Annotated in this window: 25 protein-coding genes; 12 read left to right on the top strand and 13 right to left on the bottom strand. The window is 65.0% G+C overall.

Annotated elements, in window-relative coordinates; translation table 11 throughout:
* Window positions 1–87: 87 nt before the first annotated feature.
* Both FJ424_RS01960 and FJ424_RS01955 read right to left on the bottom strand, forming a co-directional pair.
* On the bottom strand, window positions 88–393 hold the full coding sequence (locus FJ424_RS01960) for a hypothetical protein (RefSeq protein WP_140644964.1): 306 nt from the start codon (window positions 391–393) through the stop codon (window positions 88–90).
* Complete coding sequence (locus tag FJ424_RS01955) at window positions 390–653, bottom strand: hypothetical protein (RefSeq protein ID WP_140658403.1); 264 nt, start codon at window positions 651–653, stop codon at window positions 390–392. Before FJ424_RS01955 ends, FJ424_RS01960 begins: the two co-directional genes overlap by 4 nt.
* Before the next feature lie 581 nt (window positions 654–1,234).
* On the opposite strand from FJ424_RS01955, the gene FJ424_RS01950 reads away from it, so the two are divergent.
* The 3 genes from FJ424_RS01950 to FJ424_RS01940 all read left to right on the top strand — a co-directional run bounded on the left by FJ424_RS01950 (window position 1,235) and on the right by FJ424_RS01940 (window position 3,150).
* A complete protein-coding gene (locus tag FJ424_RS01950) occupies window positions 1,235–1,447 on the top strand; it encodes a hypothetical protein (RefSeq protein WP_140658401.1) in 213 nt (70 codons plus the stop codon).
* A gap of 46 nt (window positions 1,448–1,493) precedes the next feature.
* Window positions 1,494–1,685: a hypothetical protein gene (locus FJ424_RS01945; RefSeq protein ID WP_140644967.1), complete on the top strand. Its 192-nt coding sequence runs from the start codon at window positions 1,494–1,496 to the stop codon at window positions 1,683–1,685.
* A 73-nt stretch (window positions 1,686–1,758) separates the two neighbouring features.
* Window positions 1,759–3,150, top strand: a complete 1,392-nt coding sequence (locus FJ424_RS01940) for an FAD-binding oxidoreductase (RefSeq protein ID WP_181182149.1) — start codon at window positions 1,759–1,761, stop codon at window positions 3,148–3,150.
* A gap of 38 nt (window positions 3,151–3,188) precedes the next feature.
* On the opposite strand, the gene FJ424_RS01935 is transcribed toward FJ424_RS01940, so the two are convergent.
* Window positions 3,189–4,058, bottom strand: coding sequence for a BA14K family protein (locus FJ424_RS01935; RefSeq protein ID WP_140658397.1), 870 nt, complete (start codon window positions 4,056–4,058; stop codon window positions 3,189–3,191).
* A gap of 128 nt (window positions 4,059–4,186) precedes the next feature.
* Entirely contained in the window at window positions 4,187–5,311 is a 1,125-nt protein-coding gene (locus FJ424_RS01930) for a KamA family radical SAM protein (protein WP_140658395.1), read from the bottom strand.
* A 146-nt stretch (window positions 5,312–5,457) separates the two neighbouring features.
* On the opposite strand from FJ424_RS01930, the gene FJ424_RS01925 reads away from it, so the two are divergent.
* Complete coding sequence (locus FJ424_RS01925) at window positions 5,458–6,393, top strand: hypothetical protein (protein ID WP_140658393.1); 936 nt, start codon at window positions 5,458–5,460, stop codon at window positions 6,391–6,393.
* Between the two features lie 14 nt (window positions 6,394–6,407).
* Here the strand turns inward: FJ424_RS01925 and FJ424_RS01920 are convergent, their stop codons facing one another.
* Together FJ424_RS01920 and FJ424_RS01915 are read right to left on the bottom strand one after the other, a co-directional pair.
* The gene (locus tag FJ424_RS01920) at window positions 6,408–7,964 is read right to left on the bottom strand and encodes a serine hydrolase (protein WP_140658391.1); all 1,557 of its coding nucleotides are present in this window, start codon (window positions 7,962–7,964) and stop codon (window positions 6,408–6,410) included.
* Between the two features lie 149 nt (window positions 7,965–8,113).
* Window positions 8,114–8,518, bottom strand: coding sequence for a VOC family protein (locus FJ424_RS01915; protein ID WP_140658389.1), 405 nt, complete (start codon window positions 8,516–8,518; stop codon window positions 8,114–8,116).
* Window positions 8,519–8,640: 122 nt separating this feature from the next.
* On the opposite strand from FJ424_RS01915, the gene FJ424_RS01910 reads away from it, so the two are divergent.
* From FJ424_RS01910 to FJ424_RS01900, 3 genes are all read left to right on the top strand, one after another.
* A complete protein-coding gene (locus tag FJ424_RS01910) occupies window positions 8,641–9,345 on the top strand; it encodes a YafY family protein (RefSeq protein ID WP_140644973.1) in 705 nt (234 codons plus the stop codon).
* Window positions 9,346–9,519: 174 nt separating this feature from the next.
* Complete coding sequence (locus FJ424_RS01905) at window positions 9,520–11,178, top strand: acyl-CoA synthetase (protein ID WP_140658387.1); 1,659 nt, start codon at window positions 9,520–9,522, stop codon at window positions 11,176–11,178.
* Window positions 11,179–11,271: 93 nt separating this feature from the next.
* Window positions 11,272–12,165 carry a hypothetical protein gene (locus tag FJ424_RS01900; protein WP_140658385.1) on the top strand — a complete coding sequence of 298 codons (894 nt, stop codon included), beginning with the start codon at window positions 11,272–11,274 and terminating at the stop codon, window positions 12,163–12,165.
* Between the two features lie 36 nt (window positions 12,166–12,201).
* Here FJ424_RS01900 and FJ424_RS01895 read toward each other — a convergent pair whose 3' ends face one another.
* Window positions 12,202–13,626, bottom strand: a complete 1,425-nt coding sequence (locus tag FJ424_RS01895; RefSeq protein ID WP_140658383.1) for a hypothetical protein — start codon at window positions 13,624–13,626, stop codon at window positions 12,202–12,204.
* Between the two features lie 525 nt (window positions 13,627–14,151).
* Between FJ424_RS01895 and htpG the strand changes: the two genes are divergently transcribed.
* The 3 genes from htpG to FJ424_RS01880 all read left to right on the top strand — a co-directional run bounded on the left by htpG (window position 14,152) and on the right by FJ424_RS01880 (window position 17,988).
* Window positions 14,152–16,038: a molecular chaperone HtpG gene (htpG, locus tag FJ424_RS01890; RefSeq protein ID WP_140658381.1), complete on the top strand. Its 1,887-nt coding sequence runs from the start codon at window positions 14,152–14,154 to the stop codon at window positions 16,036–16,038.
* A 117-nt stretch (window positions 16,039–16,155) separates the two neighbouring features.
* The gene (locus FJ424_RS01885; RefSeq protein ID WP_140658379.1) at window positions 16,156–16,836 is read left to right on the top strand and encodes a glutamine amidotransferase; all 681 of its coding nucleotides are present in this window, start codon (window positions 16,156–16,158) and stop codon (window positions 16,834–16,836) included.
* A 24-nt stretch (window positions 16,837–16,860) separates the two neighbouring features.
* Window positions 16,861–17,988 (top strand): serine hydrolase domain-containing protein, encoded by a 1,128-nt coding sequence (locus tag FJ424_RS01880; RefSeq protein WP_140658377.1) that lies wholly within the window; start codon window positions 16,861–16,863, stop codon window positions 17,986–17,988.
* A gap of 41 nt (window positions 17,989–18,029) precedes the next feature.
* On the opposite strand, the gene FJ424_RS01875 is transcribed toward FJ424_RS01880, so the two are convergent.
* From FJ424_RS01875 to FJ424_RS01855, 5 genes are all read right to left on the bottom strand, one after another.
* Window positions 18,030–19,652 (bottom strand): ABC-F family ATP-binding cassette domain-containing protein, encoded by a 1,623-nt coding sequence (locus tag FJ424_RS01875; protein ID WP_140658375.1) that lies wholly within the window; start codon window positions 19,650–19,652, stop codon window positions 18,030–18,032.
* A 131-nt stretch (window positions 19,653–19,783) separates the two neighbouring features.
* Window positions 19,784–20,527: a 2OG-Fe(II) oxygenase gene (locus tag FJ424_RS01870; RefSeq protein ID WP_140658373.1), complete on the bottom strand. Its 744-nt coding sequence runs from the start codon at window positions 20,525–20,527 to the stop codon at window positions 19,784–19,786.
* Window positions 20,528–20,797: 270 nt separating this feature from the next.
* Window positions 20,798–21,322 carry a hypothetical protein gene (locus FJ424_RS01865; protein ID WP_140658371.1) on the bottom strand — a complete coding sequence of 175 codons (525 nt, stop codon included), beginning with the start codon at window positions 21,320–21,322 and terminating at the stop codon, window positions 20,798–20,800.
* A gap of 5 nt (window positions 21,323–21,327) precedes the next feature.
* Window positions 21,328–21,750 carry an OsmC family protein gene (locus FJ424_RS01860; protein WP_140658369.1) on the bottom strand — a complete coding sequence of 141 codons (423 nt, stop codon included), beginning with the start codon at window positions 21,748–21,750 and terminating at the stop codon, window positions 21,328–21,330.
* Between the two features lie 230 nt (window positions 21,751–21,980).
* Entirely contained in the window at window positions 21,981–23,531 is a 1,551-nt protein-coding gene (locus FJ424_RS01855) for an acid phosphatase (protein WP_140658367.1), read from the bottom strand.
* A gap of 205 nt (window positions 23,532–23,736) precedes the next feature.
* Here FJ424_RS01855 and FJ424_RS01850 point away from each other — a divergent pair, with 205 nt between their 5' ends.
* Window positions 23,737–25,002, top strand: a complete 1,266-nt coding sequence (locus tag FJ424_RS01850) for a cytochrome c peroxidase (RefSeq protein WP_140658365.1) — start codon at window positions 23,737–23,739, stop codon at window positions 25,000–25,002.
* 154 nt (window positions 25,003–25,156) lie between these two features.
* Window positions 25,157–25,408 (top strand): hypothetical protein, encoded by a 252-nt coding sequence (locus FJ424_RS01845; RefSeq protein ID WP_140658363.1) that lies wholly within the window; start codon window positions 25,157–25,159, stop codon window positions 25,406–25,408.
* 51 nt (window positions 25,409–25,459) lie between these two features.
* Here the strand turns inward: FJ424_RS01845 and FJ424_RS01840 are convergent, their stop codons facing one another.
* Entirely contained in the window at window positions 25,460–26,047 is a 588-nt protein-coding gene (locus FJ424_RS01840) for a dihydrofolate reductase family protein (protein WP_140658361.1), read from the bottom strand.
* Between the last annotated feature and the right edge of the window lie 79 nt (window positions 26,048–26,126).

Below are 26,126 nucleotides of genomic sequence, written 5' to 3'. Positions count from 1 at the left end.
TTCGCCGGGGCATTGATGACGGCGCACTCGATCTGGTTGCCAAACAGACTTTCCTGCTTCGGCTTCCTGGCCTCGCGGTTGGAACGCTTATGTGCCCTGGCCATGTCCGAACGTCCTTTCGATGAGGGCAATGCCATTGTCCGATGCCGGCGTCTCGACGCGCTCCAAACTGTCCTCGGTCACCACGCGCTCATGCGGTTCGCCGTCGCTGCGGATGCGGTATTGTGGGGAGCTTCCCTTTGGCGGCAGCGTGCCGGTGACACGATAGATTTCGTCAGTCTTCGGACCGGCGCCAACACCGCCCTTCAGCCGGACCGCTTGTCCGATGTCAAAAAGACGAGGGGGAGCCCCGTGCTGGATGGGGCGTGCGTTGCGTTGCAAGAGGGTTGTCATGGTTGTCTCCGGTCCTCGACGAGCGCGGCCTCGAGCCTGGCCGGTTCGATCGGTACCATTTGCCGCGTGGACTCTTTTGCGGAGATCGCCGGCAGGTGAACGAAGGCGGCCACGCGGCGCCATGCGCTGCGCGAAGCCCCTTCGAGGGATTCCTCGTCGAGATCGACGCGGTAGTCGCCGGGCGGCCGCGGCGCATCGAAGCCCGGCAGCATAAACGCCGCATTGAAGCGAACGACGGTCGGCGTGGTGCGAGTGGTCACTTGCGGCTTCCTGCGGAAACGCGCGCATGCGCCTTCCGCTTCAATTCCAGCCGAACCGCCGAAACGATGTCCGACGCTGCCAGTACATCCGTGGTCAACGCCGGCATCATTTCAGGGTTCAAACGAAGCGAGTTGCCGCGCCGGGAGCGGCGCAGTGCATTCGCTGTCGAAAATTCGGAGGCGGATGGCGAGGCTTCACTATGACGAAAGCCACCTCGACCAAATCAACGAATTTTATGTATGCACCCCAATTACGCTGCGAACAAGATGGCGGACGCGCTTTATTTTTCCTGGTTAAATAAAAAAGCGTCGCTTGGAGACTGAAAAACAAACAGAAATTCTTCTCATCCGTGCTGATATTTTCCGAGTCTCGTAATTATTCCGCCCGATATTTTTACGGAATCCAGCTGTTGATTTCGGCATTCCTATCTATCGCCCGTCAGGCGGTCTATAAAGACAGGCATCCTCGCCTTTGCCGACACAGGAAGAAGCACCCTTGAAATCCGCTCTCCCAAGCAATCGCGTCATCCGGCGCGCCGCTCCCGGCACCCGCCACCACCTCGATACTCGGGATCCTCTCCATGCCTGAACCGACGCCTCACGCCTTCGGCAAATTCGACGCCAAGGCGCCGGCCGCCAGCGTGGCGGAGCCAGTCAGATCCAAGCGCCTGGAGCATGCGGCGACACGTGGGCTGGCGACTCTCTCTTCACACGGATCGCTCGCCTTGAAGCTGTATGTGATGCTTTGGATCGTCGCCTTGGCGGTGTCGGTATTTGTCATGGTGAAGGCCTGACAAGGTCGGCCCGTCGCCTGAGGCGCAAACGAAAAGGAATGTGAGCATGGCAAACCGTTACGCGCTTCGAATGGACCGGCCAAACAGCTGGACCGTCTTCGACATCTTCACCGGCCAACCTGCCGAGGTCGAGCAGAAGATCATGGTCGGCATCAGGACACGCCGGGCCGAAAAGCTGGTTGTCGAACTGAACATCCAAGACGTCAAACGGCGGGAAGACGCTCACAGGACATCCTGATCCCGCCAAGGCGGGTGGCTCACATGCTTTGCTGCATCTATAGGATAAGGATTCCTGGATGGAGCCAGCCAGCGTGAGCGACGACAAAGCCCTCATCACCTCCCTTCGCATTGCCTGTGCTACCTCGACCATCTGGAACGCCGCCGAGCTCGCGTCGCGCGATCCCGGCTTCGATGCCCGCAATTTCGGCGCCTCGGCGCTGGTGCGGCCGCGCGATGTCGAGGGTGTTGCGGCGCTGGTGAAATTCTGTGCGGAGCATGGCATCAGCCTTGTCCCCCAAGGTGGTCGCACGGGGCTGGCGGGCGGGGCAGCGACTTGCTCCGGCCAGGTGATCTGCGATCTCGGCGGGCTGAACCAAATCGAGGAGATCGACCCGTTCGCGCGCGTGGCGATCGTGCAGGCGGGCGTGACGCTCGGCGCGTTGCGGGAGGCGGCGGCCCGGCATGGGCTGGACCCGGGCATCGACCTTGCCGCGCGCGGCAGCGCCACGATCGGCGGCATGGTTTCCACCAATGCCGGCGGCATCATGGCGTTTCGCAACGGCACGATGCGCCACCGCGTGCTCGGTCTGGAAGCCGTGCTGCCGGACGGGCGGGTGTTTTGCGATCTCACTCGGGTGCTCAAGACCAGCGCCGGCTACGATTTGAAACATCTCTTCATCGGCGCGGAGGGCACGCTGGGCATCGTCACCCGCGTGGCGGTGCGGCTCGATCCGGTTGCCGGCGCCAGCGCCACCGCGCTTGTCGGCGTGCCGGACGCACGAAACGCGCAGCGCATCGTGCGGCATTTTCTGGACTCGACCAGCGCCCGGCTCACCGGCGCCGAGATCCTGTGGCGCAATTTCGCGTCGCTCATGCAGCGGGCGCTGAACTATGCGCCAGGCAGCCTGCCCCTCGACGCGCCCTGCCTTCTGGTGCTCGGGCTCGGCTCCGACAGCATCGAGGCGGCTCGACAAGTGCTGGAGGACGGGCTGGCGGCGGTCTGGGAAGAGGCCGGCATCATCGACGGGCTGGTGGCGAGCTCCGAGGCGCAAGCCGCCGCGATGTGGCGGCTGCGCGAGGAGACCGAGCAGATCGAGCGCGCGCATCCCATGGCGCCCTCCTTCGATGTGTCCGTGCCGGGCGGCGGGCTGGATCAATATGTGGCGCGCATCGCGGCGGGGCTGAAGACGCTCGACGCCTCTTACGCACCATACGTCTACGGCCATCTCGCCGACGGCAATCTGCACATCTCGATCAATTGCGACGGGCCGGTCTCGCATGAGCGGCACGCAGCGATCGAGGACGTGCTTTACGAGGGTCTGCGCGAGGCCGGCGGCTCATTCTCGGCCGAGCACGGGGTCGGGCTGGAGAAGCGCGATGCCTATGAGCGGCACGCGGACCCGGTGAAGCGGGATTTGGCAAAGGCGATCAAAGAGATGATCGATCCGGGTAATGTGATGAATCCGGGAAAGGTCGTAGGGTGAGGTTGGCGGCCCTAGCCTTTCGGAGTGCGACTCTTCCCCTACTCGCACTGGCGGCGCGGACCGCCGTCGAAGGGCTGGTAGGAGTTGTCCTGCGGGTCGTAGGAGCGGTAGCGGCTGAAGCAGTAGTCGACGTGGTCGCCCGATACCGGGCGACCCGATGCCTGTTCCCGGGCGGCCTCTGCCTCGGGCGAAATCTCTTCCGGCGGGCCGCCATAGGTGGTGGCGTAGCCGTCGGCCGACGGGGCGTAGCCTTCCATCTCGGCCTGGTCGTCGCTCATCTGATCGTCGCTCGTCCGGTCGTCAGGCATGGCGTTCTGGCGATCGCTCGCTGCTGTCTGGTCATTCTGGCCTGCGCCCGTCGAGGCGGTGCGGCCGTCGCCGGGATCGTAATAGGGTGAGACGCAGGGGCGCAGCTCGCCGCTGTAGGAACGGTAGCTGTTTTCCGCCGGGCGGTAGCTGCGATAGCGGGTGGCGCACCATTGCAAGTGGGCGACGGGCAATTGCTGCTGCTGCGCCTGCTGATCGACTGTCGCCGGCTGTTTGGCCACGCCGGCGTCGGGCGCTGGCTGGCCCGGGCCAGAGACGTCGGGCAATGGCTGCAGTGGCGGCGCCGCAGGAGCCGCCGTGGCCCCGCCAAGCGCCGTCGTCTGCGTTCCGCTATCGGCTTTGGCCGGCTCGCCAGTCTTGGCGGGCGCAGCCACTACCTGTCGGGCGGGAATGCGTTGAAGGTTCTGTTCCTGCCGATCGACCGGCTGGGCATCCTTCGTCCAGAGCTCGGAAACGCCGATCGCAGGCGTTGCCTGCCGCACCGGCTTGGCGGCGAGCAGCCAGGTGGCGAAGGCAAGCCCGCTGGCAAACACGGCCAAGGTCAGCACGAAGCCGCCGGCAATTCCCAACAAAGCCTTCACGCAACGCTCCTTCAGCTCCCTCTCATAGAATGCAGGGCGCGGGATGGAGTTCCTTGTGCCGCGCAATGGGGCCAAAGTCGGGCAGGCACGCGCAGTCGCCGAACGCCGGCAACGCAGATCGTGGCGGTCTAGACAATCACTTCCTTGTACTCCCGCACCTTGCCGTCCTGGCCGCTGATCCGCCAGGTATCGCCTTCGCGGCCCTCGATATGGCTCGCGGCCAGCGCCACCTTGCCGCCGCCGTCGGGGAGGTCGATGACATAAGTCGGGTTGCAGATGCCGGAGAGGCGCCGGCGCAGTTCGGCGACCAGCGCCTGGCCTTCGGCAATCGTGGTGCGGCGGTGCGCCATGCCGCGCGCGAGGTCGCCGTGGTGCAGGTAATAGGGTTTCACGCCCAGCCGGTACATCAGCTCGCGGCAGAGCTCCTCCAGCACCTCGACCTTGTCGTTGACGCCTTTCAGCAGGACGCTCTGGTTGAGCAGCACGAAGCCCGCCTGCCGCATCGTGCGGCAGGCCGCCTCGGCTTCGGCGGTGAGCTCGCGCGGATGGTTGAAGTGGGTCACAACAGTCACCATCAGCCGGCCATGCAGCGCCTCGACCAGGCCGAGTGTGATGCGCGACGGCAGCGCCACCGGCACGCGGGTGTGGATGCGCAGAAGCCTGAGATGCGCGATCCCCTCCAGGCGGGCGCGGATTTCGGCCAGCGCCTTGTCGGGCAGCGACAGCGGATCGCCGCCGGTCAGGATCACCTCGCGGATCTCGGGGTGTCCGGCGATATAGGCCAGCGCCGGCTCCAGCGCCTCGCGCGTATAGCCGCGGCCGATCGAGGTCAGCGACTCTTTCCTGAAGCAGAAGCGGCAATAGACCGCGCATTGATAGGTGGGGAACAGAAGCACGCGGTCGGCATGGCGGTGCGTCAGCCTGGACACCGGGCTGAAGGCATGGTCGCCGATCGGATCGTCGAGCTCGCCTTCGGCGGCGACAAGCTCATCCGGCGACGGGATCACTTGGGCGCGGATCGGGTCGTCAGGGTCGTTCCAGTCGATCAGATCGAGATAGGGTTTGGGCACGCGCACCTTGTGCGCGGTTGCGGCTTCCTGCGCGGCGGCGCGCTCGGCCGGCGAGAGCGGCAGGGACGCGAGGTCGCGGACATGGCGCACACCGGCGCGGACGTCGTCTTGCCAGGCGGCGCCATTTTTTCGGGCGGAATCAGGACCGCCCGCGGCGGCCGGTTCTCTGAGGTCTGAGGTCATTGGGATCTCGGGTGGCAATTCGCGCGGGATATCGGCCCGATCGACGGCGGGGTCAATGGCGAGCGACGTCGCGGCTCCAGCAGCACCATAGGTATTTGAGCGAAATAGCTTTAGTCTGCGCTCTCAGGGGCTTCGGGACGACACAGATGAATTTCAGCGCAGGTCATGGCTACCTCCTCATCGGCGGTCTCATCCTGGTCGGCGCGGGACTGCTGATCCTCTCGCTGATCGTCAATCTGCGCGTAGCCCTCAGCGTGCGCGACGACGTGCGCCACCGCGAAAAGCTGCTGGAATACTACCGCAACGTCTTCTCGCAGCTGGGGGTGATCCTGATCGGCATCGGCGTCTCGCTGTTCATCTTCTTCTTCCAGCAGAACTACCAGGACCAGCGCAAACGCGAGACCGAGCTGCAGCAGGTGCTCGCCAAGCTCGCCGCGCGCATCGCCCGCGGCGCGCCGGTCATGCAGTCGCTCGATGAGTTCGACGAGCTACTGGATGAGGGCGGCCCATATCTCAGCCCCGATCTCGGCGGCAAGAACACCGCCGTCAGCCTACAGGGGACAGAGCTCGGCAAACAGGCGGCCAAGATCCTCCTGGTCGAGCGCGACGTCGATCTTGGCGACTTCGAAATACTGAACCTGTCGCGCGATTTCGAATCCTCCTTCGTCGTCAATGAGTTTGATCCCAGGCTGTGGTTCGACATCGTGCGCGACGAGAGCGAGATCAAATACGCCACCACACAGCTTGCGCTCGACTACAAGGACCTGCAGCAGACGATCGGCGGCGAGCCGGCGCAGACAGGGGTCGCCGATCCCGAAAAGGAACGCAGGATCAAACAGGAGGTGCTCGACATCTTCTACGATGCCGACTTGCTGCGCCAGCGCGCCAGAAGGCATCTGGCCCGGGCCTGCTGGCTTTTCAGCCAGGGGCGCGGCTTCGTCAAAGCTGTCCCGGTCGATGAGATCGAGGCCGATGCCAAATCGCACCAGCAATGGCTCGACCGGTCGAAGCCGGTGCTGACGCAGTCGAAATCAGGCAGCGGCGACTGTTTCGCGCTGCTCCAGTACGGGCGGGCGTCCTGACCGCCCAACCGCTTTCAATCGGGGATACGTCGCAGCGTGCCCATGTGATTGTCGTCGAGGAAATCGATGGTCATCGCCGACGCTTTGCCGTCGGGGCCGACGGCAAAGCTGACGCCGGCGGGCCTGTCGGGTGTCTCCGCGTCAGGGAAGGTCACGAAGCGGTCGCCATCGAAATGCGCCAACGAATAGGATCGCGCCCCTGACGGTCCGAGCTTGAGCACAAGGCCCTCGCCGGCGCCCGACACCACGGCATCGCCGATGAAGTCGTTGGCATAGCGGCCGGCATAGGCGCCGGCGCGCCGGGACGGGGTCGGCCTGGACGGCGGGCTAGCATAGGCGGCCTTGGCCGCCTCGATCATCGGGCCGAACAGCCCGACATAGATGCCGTTCCACGCCGCGATCCAATCTTTCTCGACTTTACCGTCGAAGACGAGATCGGCGAAGCTGTCGGACAGCCCCTCCGGCACTCCTGTCGGAAAGGCGTTGGCGAGGATGACGATACCGAGCTTCTCCTTTGGAAAGATCGTCACCAGGGTGCGGGCGCCGACGCTGAAGGCGCCGGCATGGCTCCAGCTCAGGCCGTGCCGGCCGAATTCGATGTTCCAGCCAAGGCCGTAGAAGGATTCGCCGCCGGAGACCGGGTTCTTGCCGCGCGTCATCAAGGGCACGTGGGTCTGGTCCAGCGCATCGGCGGCAATCAGGGTCTTGCCGGCACAGGAGCCGTCGCCGAGCAGGAGGCGTACCCATTGCGCGAGATCGCGCGCGGTTGAGCTGACGCCGCCGGCAGGCGCTTGGGCGTCCGGATCGCGCCTGATCTTGGCAGCCCAGACGCCGTCGACCCTGACGTGGAGCGCGGCGCGATCGGCGCGCCTCATGAAGTCGGCGAGACGGGAGCTGGTCGAGGCCATGCCGAGCGGACGGTAGAGTTTCTCCTCGGCGATTTCTTCCCAGGGCTTGCCTGTCGGTTTGGCGGCCGCGATGGCGCCTTCGGTCAGTCCGAAATTGGAGTAGGAGTAGCCGGCGCGAAAGCTCGACGATGGCGGCACGAAGCGCAGACGGTGGAGGATCGTGGCGCGATCATAGCCTATGTCCTCGAGATCGTCTCCAGCGGTGCCTGGAAGCCCGCTGCGATGCGAAAACAGGTCGCGGATGGTGAGCTCACTGGTTGGATAGGGATCGGCAAGCCGGAAGGCCGGATCGAGGTCGACGACCTTGGAATCCCAGGATACCGCTCCGTCGCTGACCAGCGCGGCTACGATCGTGGACGAGACCGGCTTGGAGAGCGAAGCGATCTGGAACACCGTGTCGGCATCGACGGCCTCCGGCTTTCCGGCTTCGCGATGACCGAACCCCTTGAGAAAGACCACCTCGTCGTCGTGCACGACGGCGATGGCGAGGCCGGGAACATCACCATTGGCGACGGCGCCTTGCGCCAGCACTTCGAGCCTGGATAGCGCGGCAGTGATCCGCTCGGGCGTGATGGGGTCAGCCGCCGTCGCATGGGGCCAAAGTGCGAACCCCACGACGACGGCCCAAATCCTGAAACGACAGAGATTCCGATCAAGCCGCATGCGCGCCCTCCCCTCCCTGCATTCACTAGGCCATAGTACAGGGTGGTGCGCACGCGGCCAATCCTTGCACAACTATCCTCCGCAGCAGCTTCGGAGGATGGGCAGGAGGGGAAACACTGGCGAAATGCGCCCGCCCCTGTCGATCTGCCTCACCGCTCGAACTTCCTGATCGCCTCCGCCGTCACCGGGGTGAAGAAATTCACCAGATTGCCGTCGGGATCGCGAAACAGAAGCGAGCGGTTGCCCCATGGCATGGTGGTGGGCGCCTGCACCAGCGCGCCATCGATGAAACCGCCCAGCCGACGGTACGCGTCATCGACATCGGCGACGCGGAACTCGACGATGGCGCTGCGGTTCTCGGCGGGGCTAGCGACATGGTCGCCGCCGAAGAGTCGAAGCGTGCGCGTGCCGCCGATCGCCAGCGTGCCGGCCGCGGTGACGAGCTCGGCGAAATCCTCGGTATAGAGTATGAGCTTGATGCCCGTGACCGTCTCGTAGAAGGCCACGAGCCGCTTGACGTCGGTGGTGATGATGCGGGTCGAAACGAAATTCATTTGGTCGTCTCCGTGGAGTGGCCGACGAAGAAATCCTCGCGGCTGGACGCGCCCGTTCAGGCACCCTGCCCCGACTTGTGGACCAGGCCTGCTGCCACCATAGTGGCAACAGGAGACATGCCTTGCGCCGCGCCGACAGACTGTTTCAGATCATCCAGATCCTGCGGCGCTCGAGCCGGCCGATCACCGCCGGCCAGATCGCCGAAGAGCTCGAAATCTCGCGCCGCTCGGTCTATCGCGACATCGCCGACCTCATCGGACAGCGCGTGCCGATCCAGGGCGAGGCCGGCCTCGGTTATGTGCTCGACCGCGACTACGACATGCCGCCGCTGATGCTGACGCCGGACGAGCTGGAGGCGGCGGTGCTCGGCGCGCAATGGGTGGCCGACAAGGGCGATGCGGTGCTGGCGGGCGCGGCGCGCGACCTGATCGCCAAGATCACCACCGTCGTACCCGAGCGGCTGCGCCCCTTCGTCAGCCAGCCCAGCGTCGGCGCGCCGCTCAGCCGCGCGAGCCTGCCCGACGGGCTGGATATCGCGCGGGCGCGGGCCTCGATCCGCAACGGCCACAAGATCCGTATCTTCTACCGCAACGAACAGGGCGACGAGAGTGAGCGCGTCGTCTGGCCGACGATGATCGGCTATGCCGAAACGGTGCGGCTGCTCGCCGCCTGGTGCGAGCTGCGCCAGGATTTCCGTCATTTCCGCACCGACCGGATATCCGCCGCGACTTTTCTCGACGAGCGCATCGGCTGCCGGCCGGCTGAGCTGCGCGGCCGCTGGAAACGGCACATGGAAGCGCAGGGAATTCAACTGCCGCAAAGCTAGCTGGCCACTAACTTGCTGGTTGGAAACGCTTTGAGCGGCGAAAGCTTGCGTTCCTTCGCGCAACCGTCGTCGCCTCACTCTCGACTTTCGCCGCAATCGACCCGCGTCCTCTTTTCATGCAATCTCGCCCAGCGGCGATCATGGGGAGATGTGCGCCGCCGAGGGAGGATTGCCATGACCAAGACGCAAGCGCGGCCGCGCTATGAGGATGCCGTTGCGCAATTCCGCATCGAGGACGAGATCGCGCGCCTTCACGGCGACCCGGCCACCGGCATCAATGCCTATGTCGAATGCTGCGGCCGCTACACGGGCGAGAACCGGCTGGCGCTCCGCGCGATCTCGGCCGGCGGGGAGTTGCGCGAATACTCCTTCGACGACCTCGCCGACATGTCGGGCCGCGTCGGCACAATGCTGAAGGAACTTGGCGTACGGCCCGGCGATGTCGTGGCGGGCATGCTGCCGCGCATTCCCGAGCTGGTGGCGCTGATCCTCGGCACGTGGCGCGTCGGCGCGGTCTACCAGCCCTTGTTCACGGCTTTCGGGCCGAAGGCGGTCGAGCATCGCCTGAATTACAGCAAGGCGAAGCTGGTGGTGACCAACCCCGCCAACCGCGCCAAGCTCGACGAGGTGGAGAACCGTCCGCGCATCGCCACCATCCTTGGACGCGGCGACACGCTGCCCGCCGGCGACATCGATTTTCGCACGGCGCTCGCGGCCGCCTCCCCCCGCTGCGAGCCGGTGATGCGCAAGGGCCCGGACCTGTTCATGATGATGTCGACCTCCGGCACCACCGGGCACCCGAAGGGCGTGCCGGTGCCGCTCAGCGCGCTGCTCGCCTTCGGCGCCTATATGCGCGACGCGATCGGACTACGGCCCGACGACATCTTCTGGAACATCGCCGATCCCGGCTGGGCCTATGGGCTCTACTACGCCATCACGGGGCCGTTGCAGTTCGGCATCGCCACCACCTTCTACGAAGGCGCCTTCAACGCCAAATCGACCTACGACATCATCGAGCGCCTGGGCGTCACCAGCCTTGCCGGCTCGCCGACGGCCTATCGCCTGCTGATGGCGGAAGGGCCCGAGGCCGCGGCGCGCGTCAAAGGCAGGCTGCGCGTGGTGAGCAGCGCCGGCGAACCGCTCAACCCGGAAGTGATCCGCTGGTTCGACGCCAACCTCGCCGCGCCGATCCACGACCATTACGGCCAGACCGAGAACGGCATGATGGTCAACAACCATCATGGGCTGGCGCATATCGTGCGCACCGGCTCGGCCGGCTTCGCCATGCCGGGATACCGCATGGTAGTGCTGGATGACGAAGGCAACGAGCTCGGCCCCAACCAGCCGGGCGTGCTCGCGGTCGATATCGCCAGATCGCCGCTGCGCTGGTTCGGCGGCTACCACGAGGCCGAGACGCCGGCGATCGTGGGCGGCTATTACCGCACCGGCGACACGGTGGAATATGAGCCGGACGGCTCGGTCTCCTTCATCGGCCGGGCCGATGACGTCATCACCTCGTCCGGCTACCGCATCGGGCCGTTCGATGTCGAAAGCGCGCTGATCGAGCATCCGGCGGTCAATGAGGCGGCGGTGGTCGGCGTGCCCGATCCGCAGCGCACCGAGATCGTCAAGGCCTTCGTGGTGCTGGCGCCCGCCTTCAAGGGCAGCGAGGCGCTGGCCGAGGAACTCGCCCAGCATGTGAAGAAGCGCCTGTCGGCGCATTCCTATCCGCGCGAGGTCGAGTTCGTCAGCGAACTGCCGAAGACGCCAAGCGGCAAGATCCAGCGGTTCCTGCTGCGGAAGGCCGAGGTGGAGAAGCGCAAAGCGGAATAAAGATTTGCCGCTGCCTTGATTTCCGCCACGCAAAAGCCGCCAAGTCGGGCGATGGCTCGCAAGGGTTCTTGATCGCTTATTTTGGGGTGCAGCATGCGGTTGGTTTTAACGCTTCTCTTTGCACTGGCGGGCAGCACGGCGCTCGCCGCCTCGCCGGAAGACGATTACGTCGCGGCGCGCGACAAGGCGATTGCCGACATCACCGCGCAGGAAAGCGCCAATACCGCAATCGAAACCATCGATGCCCAGAACGAGAAGGCGCTGGCCGACCTGCAGCAGCGTCTCGCCGCCATTCTCGGCCCGCTTGCGGTCAAGGGCTTTCCAACGACGGGCACCATGAACATCGAAAGCCTCAACGCTTCCGACATCGGCTATGGCATGCTGGATGGGCTGCGATATGCCCAGAGCGACGACGGCCCAAGCATCGTCGCCTCGACGCGCGGGCTGACCGAACGCTGGCTCAAGTCCAAATCGGCCGAAACGGAAGCAGATTTCAAGCTGCCCGCCGATATCGGCGCGGCGCTGAAGCTCGACAGTTTCTACACCCAGGCCATCGGCAGCGACGCGGCATTCTCCGGCACGCTCGATTTTTCGCTGAAGAAACCCGACGGCGCCGATGCGGTGGTCGCCCGGCTCGGTGGCTGGACCCAGGATGTCGGACCGATCTACGACCAGCACGTCGTCGTGGCGGTCGTGAAGGGCGACCGCGTGCTGATTGCCGAAGCGCCCGCCTCGCCCGCCGTGCCGAAGATCGCGGCGTGCGGTTCGCTGTGGGCAGCCGCCGACGCCGCCGCGCAGAAAACCCAGCAGAGCGATGACGGCGCGGACCAGGACGACTCGACCGCCACCGATGCCGCCAACGCCGCCTGGGAAAAGGGCGACGCCGACTACCGCGCCTGCATGGCCCAGCGCCTGCCTGGTGATCCGTCCTTCCCGGCGCTGCTCAAGCAGGCGCAGGATCTTGCCGACGGCATGGCGGGGCAATAGCCGGCAGAGCGATCTCCGGAATTACGCAGCGATTTCTCAGCTTCCGTTTGCCCGCATGTTGCGCCGAGCAACACGCCGGGCGGTGGCGCGCCCCGCTTCCGCGATGATCCCATTGGCCTGAGGCGGGGCATCCTTGCGCGACCTTGCGTCGGTCACCCTATGCAGCCGTTCGTAAGGCAGCAATTCCCGGATGCGGGCATTGAGCGCTTCGACTTCGGCGTGCAGATCCTCGCATTCCTGCTTCTGGATATCGAGCTGGATCTGCTCGGACGCCTGCTGCAGCGAAAGCTGTGAGAGATTGGTGCTGACCGCGGACAGGTTCTTCTTGTCGGTTTCGCTCTCGTCCTTGAGAACGGCGAGCCTTTCCTCCGCAATCTGGCGTTCGGTGACGGCATCGTTCAACTGCGCCCTGAGCCTGGCGATCTCGGCCGTGGCTTCGTCGTTGTCGGCCGAGACGTGATCCAGGCGCGATTGCAGTTCCTGGATCTCAGCACGCAAACCGCGCATTTCCGCCTGACCGCGCGCCAGTTCGGCGGCACTGTCGCTTTCGGCGATCCGCGCCATCTCGGCGGTTTCGGCAAGCTTGGCTTGCGTTGCCTCCAGCGTTTTCTGTAGTCGGGTTTCCTCTTTTTCGTGGTTGCCGAGTTGAGCCATCAGCTCGGCGATGTGAGCGGTTTCGCCGGCGTGGGTTGCCGCGAATTCGTCGAACCTGTGCCGGGCCTCCGCCTCGCGCTTTTGCGCCTGCTCCAGATCGACCGAGAGGCCGACCTGCTTTTCGCGCAGCAGCTTGTTCTCGGCGCCGCGTCTGTCGAGCTCCACTGTTTTGGCCGCCAGAGCCTTGGCGATCTCGCCGAACTCCGTCTCGCGCCTGGTGCTCTCGTTGCCCATCTCCACCAGCTCCAGGCGCACGGCCGCAAGCGCTGAGCGCAGTTGCTCCCGGTCCTGAACGAGACTCGCCTCGCGCTGCTGCCACGCCTCGGCCGCGCCGTCGCGTTCGCGCTGCCTGCGGGCGGCGTCAAGCAGTTGTTCTGAAAGCGTTTTGTGTTCCGTGGTGAGAGCGAGGTTTGCCAGTTCCAGCTCGTTGGAGCGCAACACGTCGCGATGGAACACGTTGAGGACTTCGCGCGTCATATGGTGCGCGGTGGCGATCTCCGCCAGCTTTGCTTCGATCTCCTGCAGATGGCTCTGGCCATCCCGGAAAAGCCCGGCGACGGCCTCCAGAGCGGCCAGCCGCGTCTGGGTATGCGGTGTCAGCCGCGATGTCGCTGTGCCGGACGGCTCTTCAGCAGGCGGATTCTCGTCGCTTGCCACCAGTTCCTGGCCGGCAACGGCATCGTCCTCCGAGGGCTGCCGTTCATCATCTTTAAGAACGTCCTCGAATGCTTCCGCCAGATCCGATTGAAGTTCCTGAAATTCCTTATCGACGTCCTCGGCCCGCTTTATCAGAGACTTGAAATTCATCACGGCACATCCCTTACGATCGACGACACACCTTTTACGCTCGCCCCAAGCGTACTTAACGAATTGCTAATCTATCCCTTTACCTTCCGTTCGGGAAGCCTGGGCAAAGGAAACCAGAATTTAAGGTTATCGCCGGTCCCAACCTTATGCGGTTCCGCCCTAGGTGATCCCTTCTTCCGCTCTTAACATATGTTAGTGTTCTCTCAGGGCAGGTGCTGAAAGCATGCTCAGCAAAAGGGAAAGACAGCGAGCTGCTTGTCATCATTCACATGAGCGATGCGAAGACTTTCAAAGCCACAAACGAGCGCTAAAAACAGAGTCCCCCTGCCGATCCGATCGCAGAGCGTTCGATGGAGTCGGCTTTCCACATACCTCTCGCCGCCTCTTGTTGCCTTCCCCTCGCATCCCGATATTGTCCTGCCGAAGCCGGTCCCGCCCGGGCCGCGGCACAATTGAACAATCGTGGGATGAATCCCTGAAACGCCTCTGGCGCGTCAGGCAGAATGGAGATTTGGGAAAGGCGAGATGACGGATCAGAATACGGAAACCAGGACATTCGAGGCGGACGTCTCGCGGCTGCTGCACATGATGGTGCATTCGGTCTATTCGGACCGTGACGTCTTCTTGCGCGAGCTGATCTCCAACGCGGCCGATGCCTGCGAGAAGCTGCGCTTCGAGGCGGTGAGCCGGCCCGAGCTTCTGGGTGACGATGCCAAGCCGCGCATCACGATCGCGGCCGATCCGGACAACAGAGAGCTTGTCGTCGAGGACAACGGCATCGGCATGAGCCGCGACGAGATGGCGGAGGCCCTGGGCACCATCGCGCGCTCCGGCACGCGCGCCTTCCTGGAGCGCGTAGAGGCGGGCAAGGCGGCGGAAGACACGCAGCTCATCGGCCAGTTCGGCGTCGGCTTCTATTCCGCTTTCATGGTCGCCGACCGGGTCGACGTCATCAGCCGCCAGGCCGGCAGCGACGAGGCCTTCCGCTGGTCATCCGACGGCAAGGGCACCTATGAAATCGCGCCGGCGCCGCTCGAGGCGGCGCCCAGGCGCGGCACCCGTGTGGTGCTGCATCTGATGGAGGACGCCTCTTCCTACACCACGTCCTACCGGCTCGAGGGCCTGGCGAAGTCGCAGTCGGGCCATGTGCCGGTGCCGATCACGCTTGTCGAGAAACCCGGCGCCGAGCCGCGCGACATTGCCGACGGCACGGCGCTCTGGGTGCGGCAGAAGAGCGAGATCAAGCCGGAAGAATATACCGACTTCTACCGCAGCATCGCCGGCCAGTATGACGAGCCGGCCTCGACCATCCATTTCCGCGCCGAGGGCCGGCAGGAATACAGCGTTCTCGCCTTCGTGCCGGGATCGCGGCCGTTCGACCTGTTCGACCAGGACCGCAAGGGCCGCATGAAGCTTTATGTGCGGCGCGTCTTCATCACCGACGACGCCGACGTGTTGCCGCGCTACCTGCGCTTCGTGCGCGGCCTGGTCGATTCCGCCGACCTGCCGCTCAACGTGTCGCGCGAGATGATCCAGGAAAGCCCGTTGCTCGCAGCGATCCGCAAGGGCGTGACCAACCGCGTTCTCGGCGATCTCCTAAAGCTCGCCGACAACGATGCCGAAGCCTACGCCAAAATCTGGGAAAATTTCGGCGTCGTGCTGAAGGAAGGGCTTTACGAGGACTACGAGCGGCGCGAGCAGTTGCTGAAGCTTGCCCGCTTCCGTTCGACGACTTCAGGCGAAGGCTGGCGCAGCCTTGCCGATTATGTTGGAGCGATGAAGGAAGGCCAGAAGGCGATCTTCTTCATGGCCGGCGACGACCGCGCCCGGCTGGAGGCCTCGCCGCAGTTGGAAGGGTTTCGCGCACGCGGTATCGAGGTGCTGTTGCTCACCGACCCGGTCGACAGTTTCTGGGTGACGATGGCGCCGGAATTCGACGGCAAGCCATTCAAGTCGGTGACGCAGGGCGCGGCCGAGCTTGCCGATGTCGCGCTGCCCGAGCACGCAGCAAAGCCGGACACCGAGACGTCATCCGACATCGCGACGTTCCTTGCCTTCGTGAAGACCACGCTTGGCGAGGAGGTGTCGGACGTGAAGGCCTCCGACCGGCTGACCGAAAGCGCCGTCTGCCTGGTCGCGCCGGAGCATGGCCCGGACCGCCAGTTCGAACGTCTGCTCAATGCCGCCGGCCGGCTCGAGAAGGCCGCCAAACCGATCCTCGAGATCAACCCGCGCCATGAGCGCGTGGCGGCGCTGGCAAAGCTCGGCGACGACGAAAAAGCGTTCAAGGAAGACGCAGCGCACCTGCTCTACGACGAAGCGCGCGTGCTCGACGGCGACAAGCCGGCTGACGCCAAGGCCTTCTCGGCGCGCCTGGCGCGACTGATCGATCGCGGGTTGGCGAGAGGGTGAGCCCCGGTGCCGCGCTTGCGCGGCCTGCCGGCGTCCAGTCGGAACTGGGCGCTGGCACATTTTCGGCAGCCCGCTTAGCTTTATCGTATTCCTACGGCATGAGCGGCAGGTGTTCCTATGAAGCGCATTGTTCTGGTCAGGCATTCGGAAGAGCCGGGCGACGATCATGTCCAGACGACGCTTAAGGCGAACGGCCATGCGATCACGACCGCGATGCCGTTCAAGGGCGATCCGATCGACCTCGGGTCCGTCGATGGAGCGGTGATCTATGGCGGTCCGTTCAATGTCTTCGACACCGACATACACCCGTTCCTAAACGACGAAGCCGCGCTGATCGAGCATTGCCTGGACAACGATCTGCCGCTGCTCGGCATCTGCCAGGGCGCGCAGCAGATCGCCTGGCATCTCGGCGCCGATGTCGGGCCGGTGGAAAGCGGCATCCGGGAGTTCGGCTATTTCGAGATCACGCCGACGGCCGAAGCCGGCGATTTCCTCGACCGGCCGCTCTTCCTGCCGCAGAACCACTTTCATACTTTCGCCGTGCCGGCCGGCGCCGTGCATCTCGCCTCGAGCGACACGTTCCCCAACCAGGCGTTCCGGATCGGCGACAAGACCTATGCGCTGCAATTCCATGCCGAGCAGGGTCCGGCCGGCTTTCGGCGCTGGCAGGAACGGCAAGGCGCGCCCTACGGAACGCTCGGCGCGCAGGACCGGGACGAACAGGACAGGTTGATGGCGGCCCACCACGCAGCGCAGCTTGCCTGGTTCAGCGGCTTTGTGACCAAGCTGTTCGGTTGAGGCGCATTTGGTGGGAATTCGCGCATGACCATAGACGGCGTCTGCGATCCGCGTTTTGCCGGAGTGCGCGATGCGTTCGCCTGGTGTCTCGCTCAAGGCCTCGAGCATGGCGGCGGCGTCTCGGTCGTGGTCCATGGCAGGACGGTCGTCGATTTCTGGGGCGGCCATGCGGATGCCGCGCGCACCCGCCCGTGGCGGCGTGACACGCTGGTCAATGTCTGGTCTTCGACCAAGGGCGTCGTGGCGCTGGCGATCGCGATGCTGGTGGAGCGCGGCAAGCTGGATTATGCCGCACCGGTGGCGCGCTATTGGCCGGAATTCGCGGCGGGCGGCAAGGAGTACATCACGCTAGACCAGGTGATGTCGCACCAGTCCGGGCTGAACGGTCTCGCCGTGCCGATGGATGAGGCTGGCCTGCTCGCCTGGGTGCCCTATGCCGACGCGCTTGCCGCCATGTCGCCGCTATGGGAGCCCGGCAGCCGGTGCGTCTATCACGCCCTCACCTACGGCCATCTTGCCGGCGAGGTGCTGCGGCGCGTCGACGGGCGCAGTATCGGATGTTTCATCGCGGAAGAGATCGCAGTCCCGCTTGGGGCCGATTTCCATGTCGGCCTGCCGCAAGCCCAGGATTCCCGCGCCGCCGAGATGATCGAGGGCCCGAAGACGTCCGATTGGGTCGACTTCGTGCGCGCCTCTCCCTTTCCCCACGCATGCGACAATCCAACGCCCCGCGCATTGGCGCCCAACGACCGCGCCTGGCGTGCCGCCGAGGTGCCGGGCGGCAACGGCCAGTCCACCGCGCACGCGCTGGCGCGTATCTACGGCATGATGGCGGCGGGCGGGAGCTTTGAGGGCAAGCCCCTGATCGGCCGCGCGGCGATCGAAGAAGCCGCACGGCCGCGCTTTCGCGGCATGGACGACAGCTTCGCGCTGCCAGCCGCCTTCGCCGCCGGCTATCAGATCGAGGATCCTGTCTATGCCCGCCGCGCATCGCCGCAGACATTCGGCCATACCGGCTGGGGCGGCGCCATCGGCTTTGCCGACCCAGGCGCCGGCGTTGGGTTCGGCTATGTCACCAACCGCATGGTGGGTTTCGACGATGTGGACCCGCGCCGCAAGGCCCTGATCGACGCCGTCTACGACGCGCTCTGACGCCAGATGAAGCGCTGTCGGCCGAGGGCCGGCCCTGCTGCCTACCCTCTCAGCCCCGGTGCTTCCTGGCCGGTGCGCGCGACATATTCGGTATAGCCGCCGCCATAGGTGTGGATGCCGTCTGGCGTCAGTTCCAGCACACGGTTGGAGAGTGCCGCCAGGAAATGGCGGTCGTGCGAGACGAAGAGCATGGTGCCTTCATATTGCGACAGCGCCTCGATCAGCATCTGCTTGGTGGTGATGTCGAGATGGTTGGTCGGCTCGTCGAGCACCAGCAGGTTGGGCGGGTCGAACAGCATCAGCGCCATCACCAGCCGCGCCTTCTCGCCGCCCGACAGCACCCGGCACTTCTTCTCGATCTCGTCGCCCGAGAAGCCGAAGCAGCCGGCAAGCGCGCGCAGCGGCGCCTGACCGGCCTGCGGAAACGAGTCCTCCAGCGTCTGGAAGACGGTGCGCTCGCCATCGAGCAGTTCCATGGCATGCTGGGCGAAATAGCCCATCTTGACGCTCGGGCCGCGCGCGACGGAGCCCTCGTCCGGCTCGGAGGCGCCGGCGACCAGCTTCAGAAGCGTCGACTTGCCGGCGCCGTTGACGCCCATCACGCACCAGCGCTCGCGGCGGCGGATCTGGAAGTCGAGGCCCGAATAGATATTGCGGCTGCCATAGGCCTTGTGGATGCCCTTCAGCGTCGCCACGTCCTCGCCGCAGCGCGGCGCCGGCTGGAACTCGAAGGCCACCGTCTGGCGCCGCTTCGGCGGTTCGACGCGGTCGATCTTGTCGAGCTTCTTCACCCGGCTCTGCACCTGGGCGGCATGGGAAGCGCGCGCCTTGAAACGCTCGATGAAGGCGATTTCCTTGGCCAGCATCGCCTGCTGGCGCTCGAACTGCGCTTGCAACTGCTTGTCGGCCAGCGCGCGCTGCTCCTGATAGAATTCGTAATTGCCGGAATAGGAGGTGAGTGCGCCGGCGTCGATCTCGATGATCTTGTTGACGATGCGGTTCATGAACTCGCGGTCGTGCGAGGTCATGAGCAGCGCGCCGTCGTAATCCTTGAGGAATTTCTCCAGCCAGATCAGGCTTTCGAGGTCGAGATGGTTCGACGGCTCGTCGAGCAGCATGACGTCGGGCCGCATCAGGAGGATACGGGCAAGCGCGACGCGCATCTTCCAGCCCCCGGAGAGTTTCGAAACGTCGCCGTCCATCATCTCCTGGCTGAAGCCGAGGCCGTCGAGCACCTCGCGGGCGCGGCCGTCCAGCGCATAGCCGTCGAGTTCCTCGAAGCGGTGCTGCAGTTCGCCGTAGCGCTCGATGATCTGGTCCATCTCGTCGGCGCGGTCGGGATCGCCCATGGCATGTTCGAGCTCGCGCATCTCGGCGGCCACCGCGCTGACCGGCCCTGCGCCCTCCATGACCTCTGCCACGGCGCTCAAACCGCCCATGTCGCCGACATCCTGGCTGAAATAGCCGATGGTGACGCCGCGATCGACCGAGACCTGGCCCTCGTCCGGCTGCTCCTGGCCGATGATCATGCGGAACAACGTCGTCTTGCCGGCGCCGTTCGGGCCGACCAGTCCGACCTTCTCGCCCTTCTGCAAGGCGGCCGAGGCTTCGATGAAGACGATCTGTCGGCCGTTCTGCTTGCCGATATTTTCAAGACGGATCATGGGCTCGTAGGGAGTGGGGAGTAGGGAGTAGGGAGTAGGGAGTAGGGCCAATAATCGAATGCGCGGGATAAAGGAACCCCTCATCGCTTCTCGGCCTCGACGTAACCTATTGCCTATTGCCTATTGCCTACTCACCTCGCGTCGTGGAAGATGATCCCGACCGTATGCCGCCGCCCTGACCGCAAGCGGCTCACGCCATGGCGCAGGTTGACGCGATAGTACCCCTTCGTGCCTTGCACCGGCCGGTTGTGAACCGCAAAGATCACCGCATCGCCGCGCTTCAGCGGCACCACCTCGGCGCGGCTTTGCATGCGCGGGCGCTGCTCGGTGAGCACGAATTCGCCGCCGGTGAAATCCTCACCCGGCTCGGACAACAGGACCGCCACCTGCAGCGGAAAGGCGAGTGCGCCGTAAAGATCCTGATGCAGGCAGTTGAAGTCGCCGGGGCCGTATTGCAGCAGAAGCGGCGTCGGCCTCACCTGGCCTTCGTCGTGGCAGCGCTTCAGGAAGGCAGCGTGTTCGGCCGGATAACGCTGCGCCACGCCCATCTTCTCGTTCCAGTCATTGGCGACCGTGGCGAGGCGCGGATAGAGCGCGATGCGCAGTCCCTCGATCAGGTCAGGCAGCGGATAGCGGAAATAGCGATATTCGCCCTTGCCGAAGCCGTGGCGGGCCATGACCACATGGCTGCGGAAATGCTCCTCATGCGGATAGAGCGCAGCGATATCGGCGCATTCCTCGGGCGGGAGCAGGCCGGGCACGACGGCGCAGCCATGGGCGTTCAGATCAGACACCAGCGCATGCCAGTTTTGCGCGTCGACGCGGGATTCGGCGGAGCGGCCGACGCGCTTGGTGTTCAGAGAATGGATGGTCATGGGTTGCCTCCTTGCTTGCCATCAAAGTGGGGCGAAGGCGATGCGGGGGCCACCCGATTCCTGCGGAGGTGGGCGCCGACTTTACCCTTCTCGCCTTGTGTCCCCTTGTGGGGGAAGGTGGCCGCGCTAAGCGAGGTCGGATGAGGAGTGCTGGCAGGAATGAGGCGGCGGCGATTTCAAGCCTCTCGCCAAGCTGGAACATCCCTCATCCGTCTCGGCGCTGCGCGCCGATCCACCTTCTCCCACAAGGGGGAGAAGGGAAAACGCGCTTCACTGCTGGCGATACGCCTCCAGCTCCGGATCGAGGTCCACCTTCACCGCATTGGTAAACACACACGTCGCCACCATGATGCCGGCGAAGGCAACGAGATTGACCAGCAACGCCTCGTCATAGCGCGCCTTGAGCGCGGCCCAGGTCTCGTCCGGGACGGCATTGGCGTCGGCGGCAACCGCCTTGCCGAAACCGATCAGCAGCGCCTCGTCGGTCGACGGCTCAATCGCCTCCGGATCGAGGCCGTTCTCGATCAGCGCGCGGCGAAAGAAGGTCACCGGGATCTCGGCGCGCATCGCCTCGGCGATCGTCTTCGAGAACAGCCAGATGGCGCGGTCGTCGAGCGTTGGCTTCAGCAGATCGCGCAGCGTGAACCATTCGGCGTAGATGCGGTGGGCGGCCGGCGAGTGAAGCAGGATGCGCTTCATGTTTGTCATGCGGCCGCGCAGCGCGAGCTCGCGGTCGTGCTCGGCGCGGATCTCGGCGGAAGCGGTGGCGTAGTCGATCGGCGAAAGATGCGCCATCGGCCTCACCCGAGCTTCGCGTGAAGTGCCGGCGCGCCGCGCAGCGTGTTTGAGACGGTGCAGATATCCTCGGCATCCGCCAGGATCCGTTCTTTCGTCGCGGCGTCGAGGTCGCCGGCGATCGTCAGGCGAATATTGAAGGTTTCCAGCCGCGACGGCTCGTCCTTCGCCTTGTCGCCGGTCACATCCGCCCTCATCTCGCCCAGCCGGTCGGCGACGCCGAGACGGGTGGCGACGATGCGGGCGCTGAGCACCATGCAGGCAGCCAGCGAGGCGTAGAGCAGGTCGAGCGGGCTGAAGCCGGACGCGCTGACCTGCGTGACCACATCGACGGTGCCGCCGGTCGGTGTAGTGACCACCGGCAGGCCGCCCGGCGGCAGGACGGCGAGCGCGCCGGCGTTTCGGGTTCTGACTTTCAGGTCTGCCATCGCGTGGTCTCCAATTCGGAGACATTGATAGCGGACGGGAATTCACTGAGGCAATCGCCGAGGCAGGCCGTGGGCGATTGGCGTTTCCTCGCCCTCATGAAATGGGGGAGAGGTGGCTCGGCTAAGCCGAGACGGAAAGGGGGAGCGCCCTACGAAGGCCCCCTCTCCGTCCGCTTCGCGGACACCTCTCCCCCGCCTCTGGCGGGGGAGAGGTGTCCAGTTCTGAAACGCTACTTCGTCAGATCGAGCGCGGCCGTCAAATCCCCCATCGGCGGCTGATCGTTGTTGCGCAGCGCCTTGTCGCGGGCGACGATGCCCGGCAGCACCGGCAGGTCGTAGCGGGCGGTGATGAAACGCAGGATCGAGGTCGTGTCGTATTGGGTGTGGTCGACCGTGCCCATCTTCGCATAGGGCGAGATGATGAAGGCCGGGATGCGGTTGCCCGGGCCCCAGCGGTCGGCCTTGGGCGGCGCGACGTGATCCCAGAAGCCGCCATTCTCGTCATAGGTGATGACGACCAGAATATGGGCCCATTGCGGGCTCTTCTCCAGATGCGAAACGAGGTCGGCCAAGTGCTGGTCGCCCGAGGTCACATCGGCATAGCCGGCATGTTCGTTGAGGTTGCCCTGCGGCTTGTAGAAGGTGACGGACGGCAGCTTGCCGTCGTCGATCGCCTTGATGAACTCCACGCCGTCAAGGCCGCCATCCTTGATGTGCTCGGCCCGCGCGGCCGTGCCCGGGGCATAGGCCGCGAAATAGTTGAAGGGCTGGTGGTGGAACTGGAAGTTCGGCACGGGCGTGGCGTTCTTGCCGTCGAGCGCCGCCTGCCAGGCGCCCGCATACCAGGCCCAGGAAATGCCCTTGAGCGAGAGCAGATCGCCGATGGTGATCTCGTGCTGCGGCGGCAGCGTGGTGGGCGCAGCCGGATCGGCAAGTGCTGCGTCGCCGCCCTCGGCCGGCTTGTTGGCGCTCGGCTGGTAAGGCGGCTGCATGGTGTTGACGGCGTAGAAGTCGGGCGTGATGGCGCCGTCATTGGCGAATTTCGGCACGCCGCCCAGCGCCGAGGCGGGCGAGTTGTCGGCCGGCTTCAGCGTCACGCCATCCGGCTCGACAACGGCGATCTGGCCCTTCACCGGGCTGGTGTCGGCATTGGGATAGTGGGGCGCGCAGGCGCAGGCGAGCATGAAGTGGTTGAGGAAGGAGCCGCCGAAGGCGCCCTGGAAGAAATTGTCCGCCAGCACGTATTTTTTGGCGATCGCCCACATTGGCAGGTTGGAGCCGTCATAGTGGCCCATGACCAGCGAGCCGGAATCGGCCCAGGCGACGAACTTGTCGTTCCGGCCGCCGTCGATCTGCATCTGCTCCTGGTAGAAGCGGTGCCAGAGGTCGTGCGTGACGACGTTGGTGCCCTCGTTGAAGCCCTTGGGATCGTCGATGGCGAAGGTGGCGTTGGCCAGATGCGCGCTCTGCGCCTCCGTCACCGCCGGCGTGACGCCCTTGCCGGTCAAGCCGCCCCAGGCCGGCGGCAGTTCGGAAAGCGGCTTGCCGTCGCGGTCGAGCTGACGCGCCTGGTCGGGCGAAACGTTGGCCAGGCCGTTGGCGCCGGGGAAGGCGCCGTAGAGGTTATCGAAGCTGCGGTTCTCGGCGTAGATGACGACGACGGTGTCGATCTTGTCGTAGCCGGGAGGAGCCGCGTGGGCAGCAGCGGAGAACGATGCCAGCGCCGTGGAGGCAAGGCAAAGCGAGAGGAAGGACCGGGGGGAGAGAAAGAATCGGGTCATCGGGAAATGCCTCGTGGCTTGGGAATGGCTGGAGGACGGCAATGCAGGAACGCAACTGCATCAATGCCGAGCTACTTCGGAGCCTTGTCACCCATGTGACATTTCCGCAGTGTCCGAACACGGTTTCGTGAGCGAGAAAGCCAGTCATCAATCCGTTGCACTCGATCCTTACGTCGCGAACGAAATCGGGCGAAGGAAATCAGGGATGTCGCCACAGACGATGGGACGGAAAAATCACGCGATCACCCTTCTGGCGGCCTCGATCGTCGGCTTGACCGCGCCTGCGAGCACCGCGGAGCGGTCCGGTGTCCACCCCGGTCCGATGTCGCGCCAGGAAGCCTTCGCCCGCGCCGACGCGCTGACGGCGCTCGGGCGGCAGATGTTCCTTGACCCTTCGCTCTCCGCCTCGGGCAAGCAGGCCTGCTCGTCCTGCCACGATCCCAATCACGCCTTCGGGCCGGCCTCGGCGGCACCCGTCGAGATGGGCGGAGCCAAGCTCGACCAGCCCGGCGTTCGCGCCGTGCCGTCGCTGCGCTACCTGCAGGCGGCGCCTGCCTTCACCGAGCATTTCTACGACTCCGAGGACGAAGGCGACGAGAGCGTCGACAATGGCCCGACCGGCGGCCTGACCTGGGACGGCCGCGCCGACCACGGCAAGGACCAGGCGAGGATCCCGCTGCTGTCGCCCTTCGAGATGGGCAACAAGGACGAGGCCGAGGTGGTCGCGGCGCTGCGCAAGGCGCCCTATGCCGGCGCCTTCGAGGCGGCGTTCGGCGCCGATGTGTTCGAGCACCCGCAGGATGCCTTCGACGCCGCGGTCGAAGCGCTCGGCACATTCGAGCAGAGCAGCGCCGATTTCTATCCCTATTCCAGCCGCTACGATGCTTTCCTCGCCGGCAAGGCGCAGCTCTCGGCGCAGGAATTGCGCGGCCGCATGCTGTTCGAGGACGAAGCGAAGGGCAATTGCGCGAGCTGCCATCTCAGCGAGCCCGCCAATGACGGCGAGCCGCCGCAGTTCACCGACTACGGCCTGATCGCGATCGCCGTGCCGCGCAATCCGGCGATCCCCGCCAACGCCGATCCCAATTATGTCGACCTCGGCCTGTGCGGACCGCTGCGCACCGATTTCAAAGGCCGCGCCGAATATTGCGGCCTGTTCAAGACGCCGACCCTGCGCAACGTGGCCTTGCGAAAGAGCTTCTTCCACAACGGCTATTTCCACTCGCTGCGCGAGGCGGTCGCCTTCTACGCCAGCCGCGATACGGATCCCGGGCGCTGGTATCCGAAGAAGGCGGACGGCACGGTCGACAAATTCGACGATCTGCCAAAGGCTTACTGGCCGAACCTCAACACCGACCCACCCTTCAACCGCAAAAAGCCGGGCGACAAGCCGGCGCTGAGCGACGCCGAGATCGACGACATCGTCGCCTTCCTCGGCACGCTGACCGACGCTGACCAGGCTGGTCAATAGGGCGACCGGCAGCCAAGGAGACTGGTGGAACACACGGCCTGCTTGCTGCCGGAGCCGTGCTATCCACCGCAAAAGTGTGCCAATGTGAGCCACGTCATAGGAACGCCAAGTCGCGCCTGCTATATTGCCCACCTCTTCACAGATGGAGTCTGCGATGAGGTTCGTCGCGGTGCAGGAGCCGCCCGGCGGCAGTTGGGCGGTGTTCGATGCGGGCAATGGCGCGCCGGCCGAATATGCCGGCCGGGTGCTTATCGGCCTGACATCGCGCGAGGCCCGCTGGTTCGTCGCGGCGGGCAACGACCAGGCGGTTTGGCCACGGCCCGGCCGGCGAGGCGCGCACCTGCGGTTGGTCAGCGGAGGCGGCTCGCCGCCGATGCGCGAAAGGCACGGCCAAACAGGCGGTTGAGAAGACGCACTGACGGATTGATTCAAGCCGGCGCGACCTCGGTGTCGCTCCTCATTGTGCCGGCGCGTAGCGGCTCACCACCATGCCGCTGGCATAGGGCTTCGAGCCGAGGAGCTTCAGCTTGGCAAAACCGCCCTTCTCGAAGATGCGGCGGCCGCTGCCCAGAACCGCCGGATTGATGAAGAGCTGGAACTCGTCGACCAGGCCGGCGGCGATCAGCGCGGCGGCAAAGCCCGCGCCGCCGAACACGGCGATGTTGCCGCCCGCGCCCTGCTTCAGCGCATCGACCTCGCGCGGCAGGTCGCCACTGACGACGCGGGTGCGTTCCCAGCGCGAAGCCTCGAGCTTGTCGCTCGCCACGATCTTCTCAGCCTCGACGATGCGTTGCGCGAAGGCATAGAAGCGATCCTTCGGGTATTTTCTCGCCGCGTTGCCCCAATGGGTCAGATACCCCTCCTCGGCCATCTTGCGGCTCAACAGGATGGTGTCGATTGTTTGGAAGATAGCGTTGAAATCCTGCTTGAGTTCTTCGTCCCAGGCATTGTCATCGCCCCATTCCCAGAGCTGCCAGCGACGCCCCTCGTCCGCGCCGACAAAGCCGTCGACCGACATCTGCATCTGAAGGATGAGCTTTTTCATTTTAGGCCGTAGTGACGATTTAAGGAATTGGGATTCCCACGGGCCGGCAAATCAGATTCAACACTGATTTTTGGGGATC

The sequence above is a fragment of the Mesorhizobium sp. B3-1-8 genome, assembly GCF_006439495.1.
Taxonomy (GTDB): domain Bacteria; phylum Pseudomonadota; class Alphaproteobacteria; order Rhizobiales; family Rhizobiaceae; genus Mesorhizobium.
The sequence above is the reverse complement of the archived record's forward strand: the minus strand, read 5'-3'. Positions and strand labels throughout refer to the sequence as shown.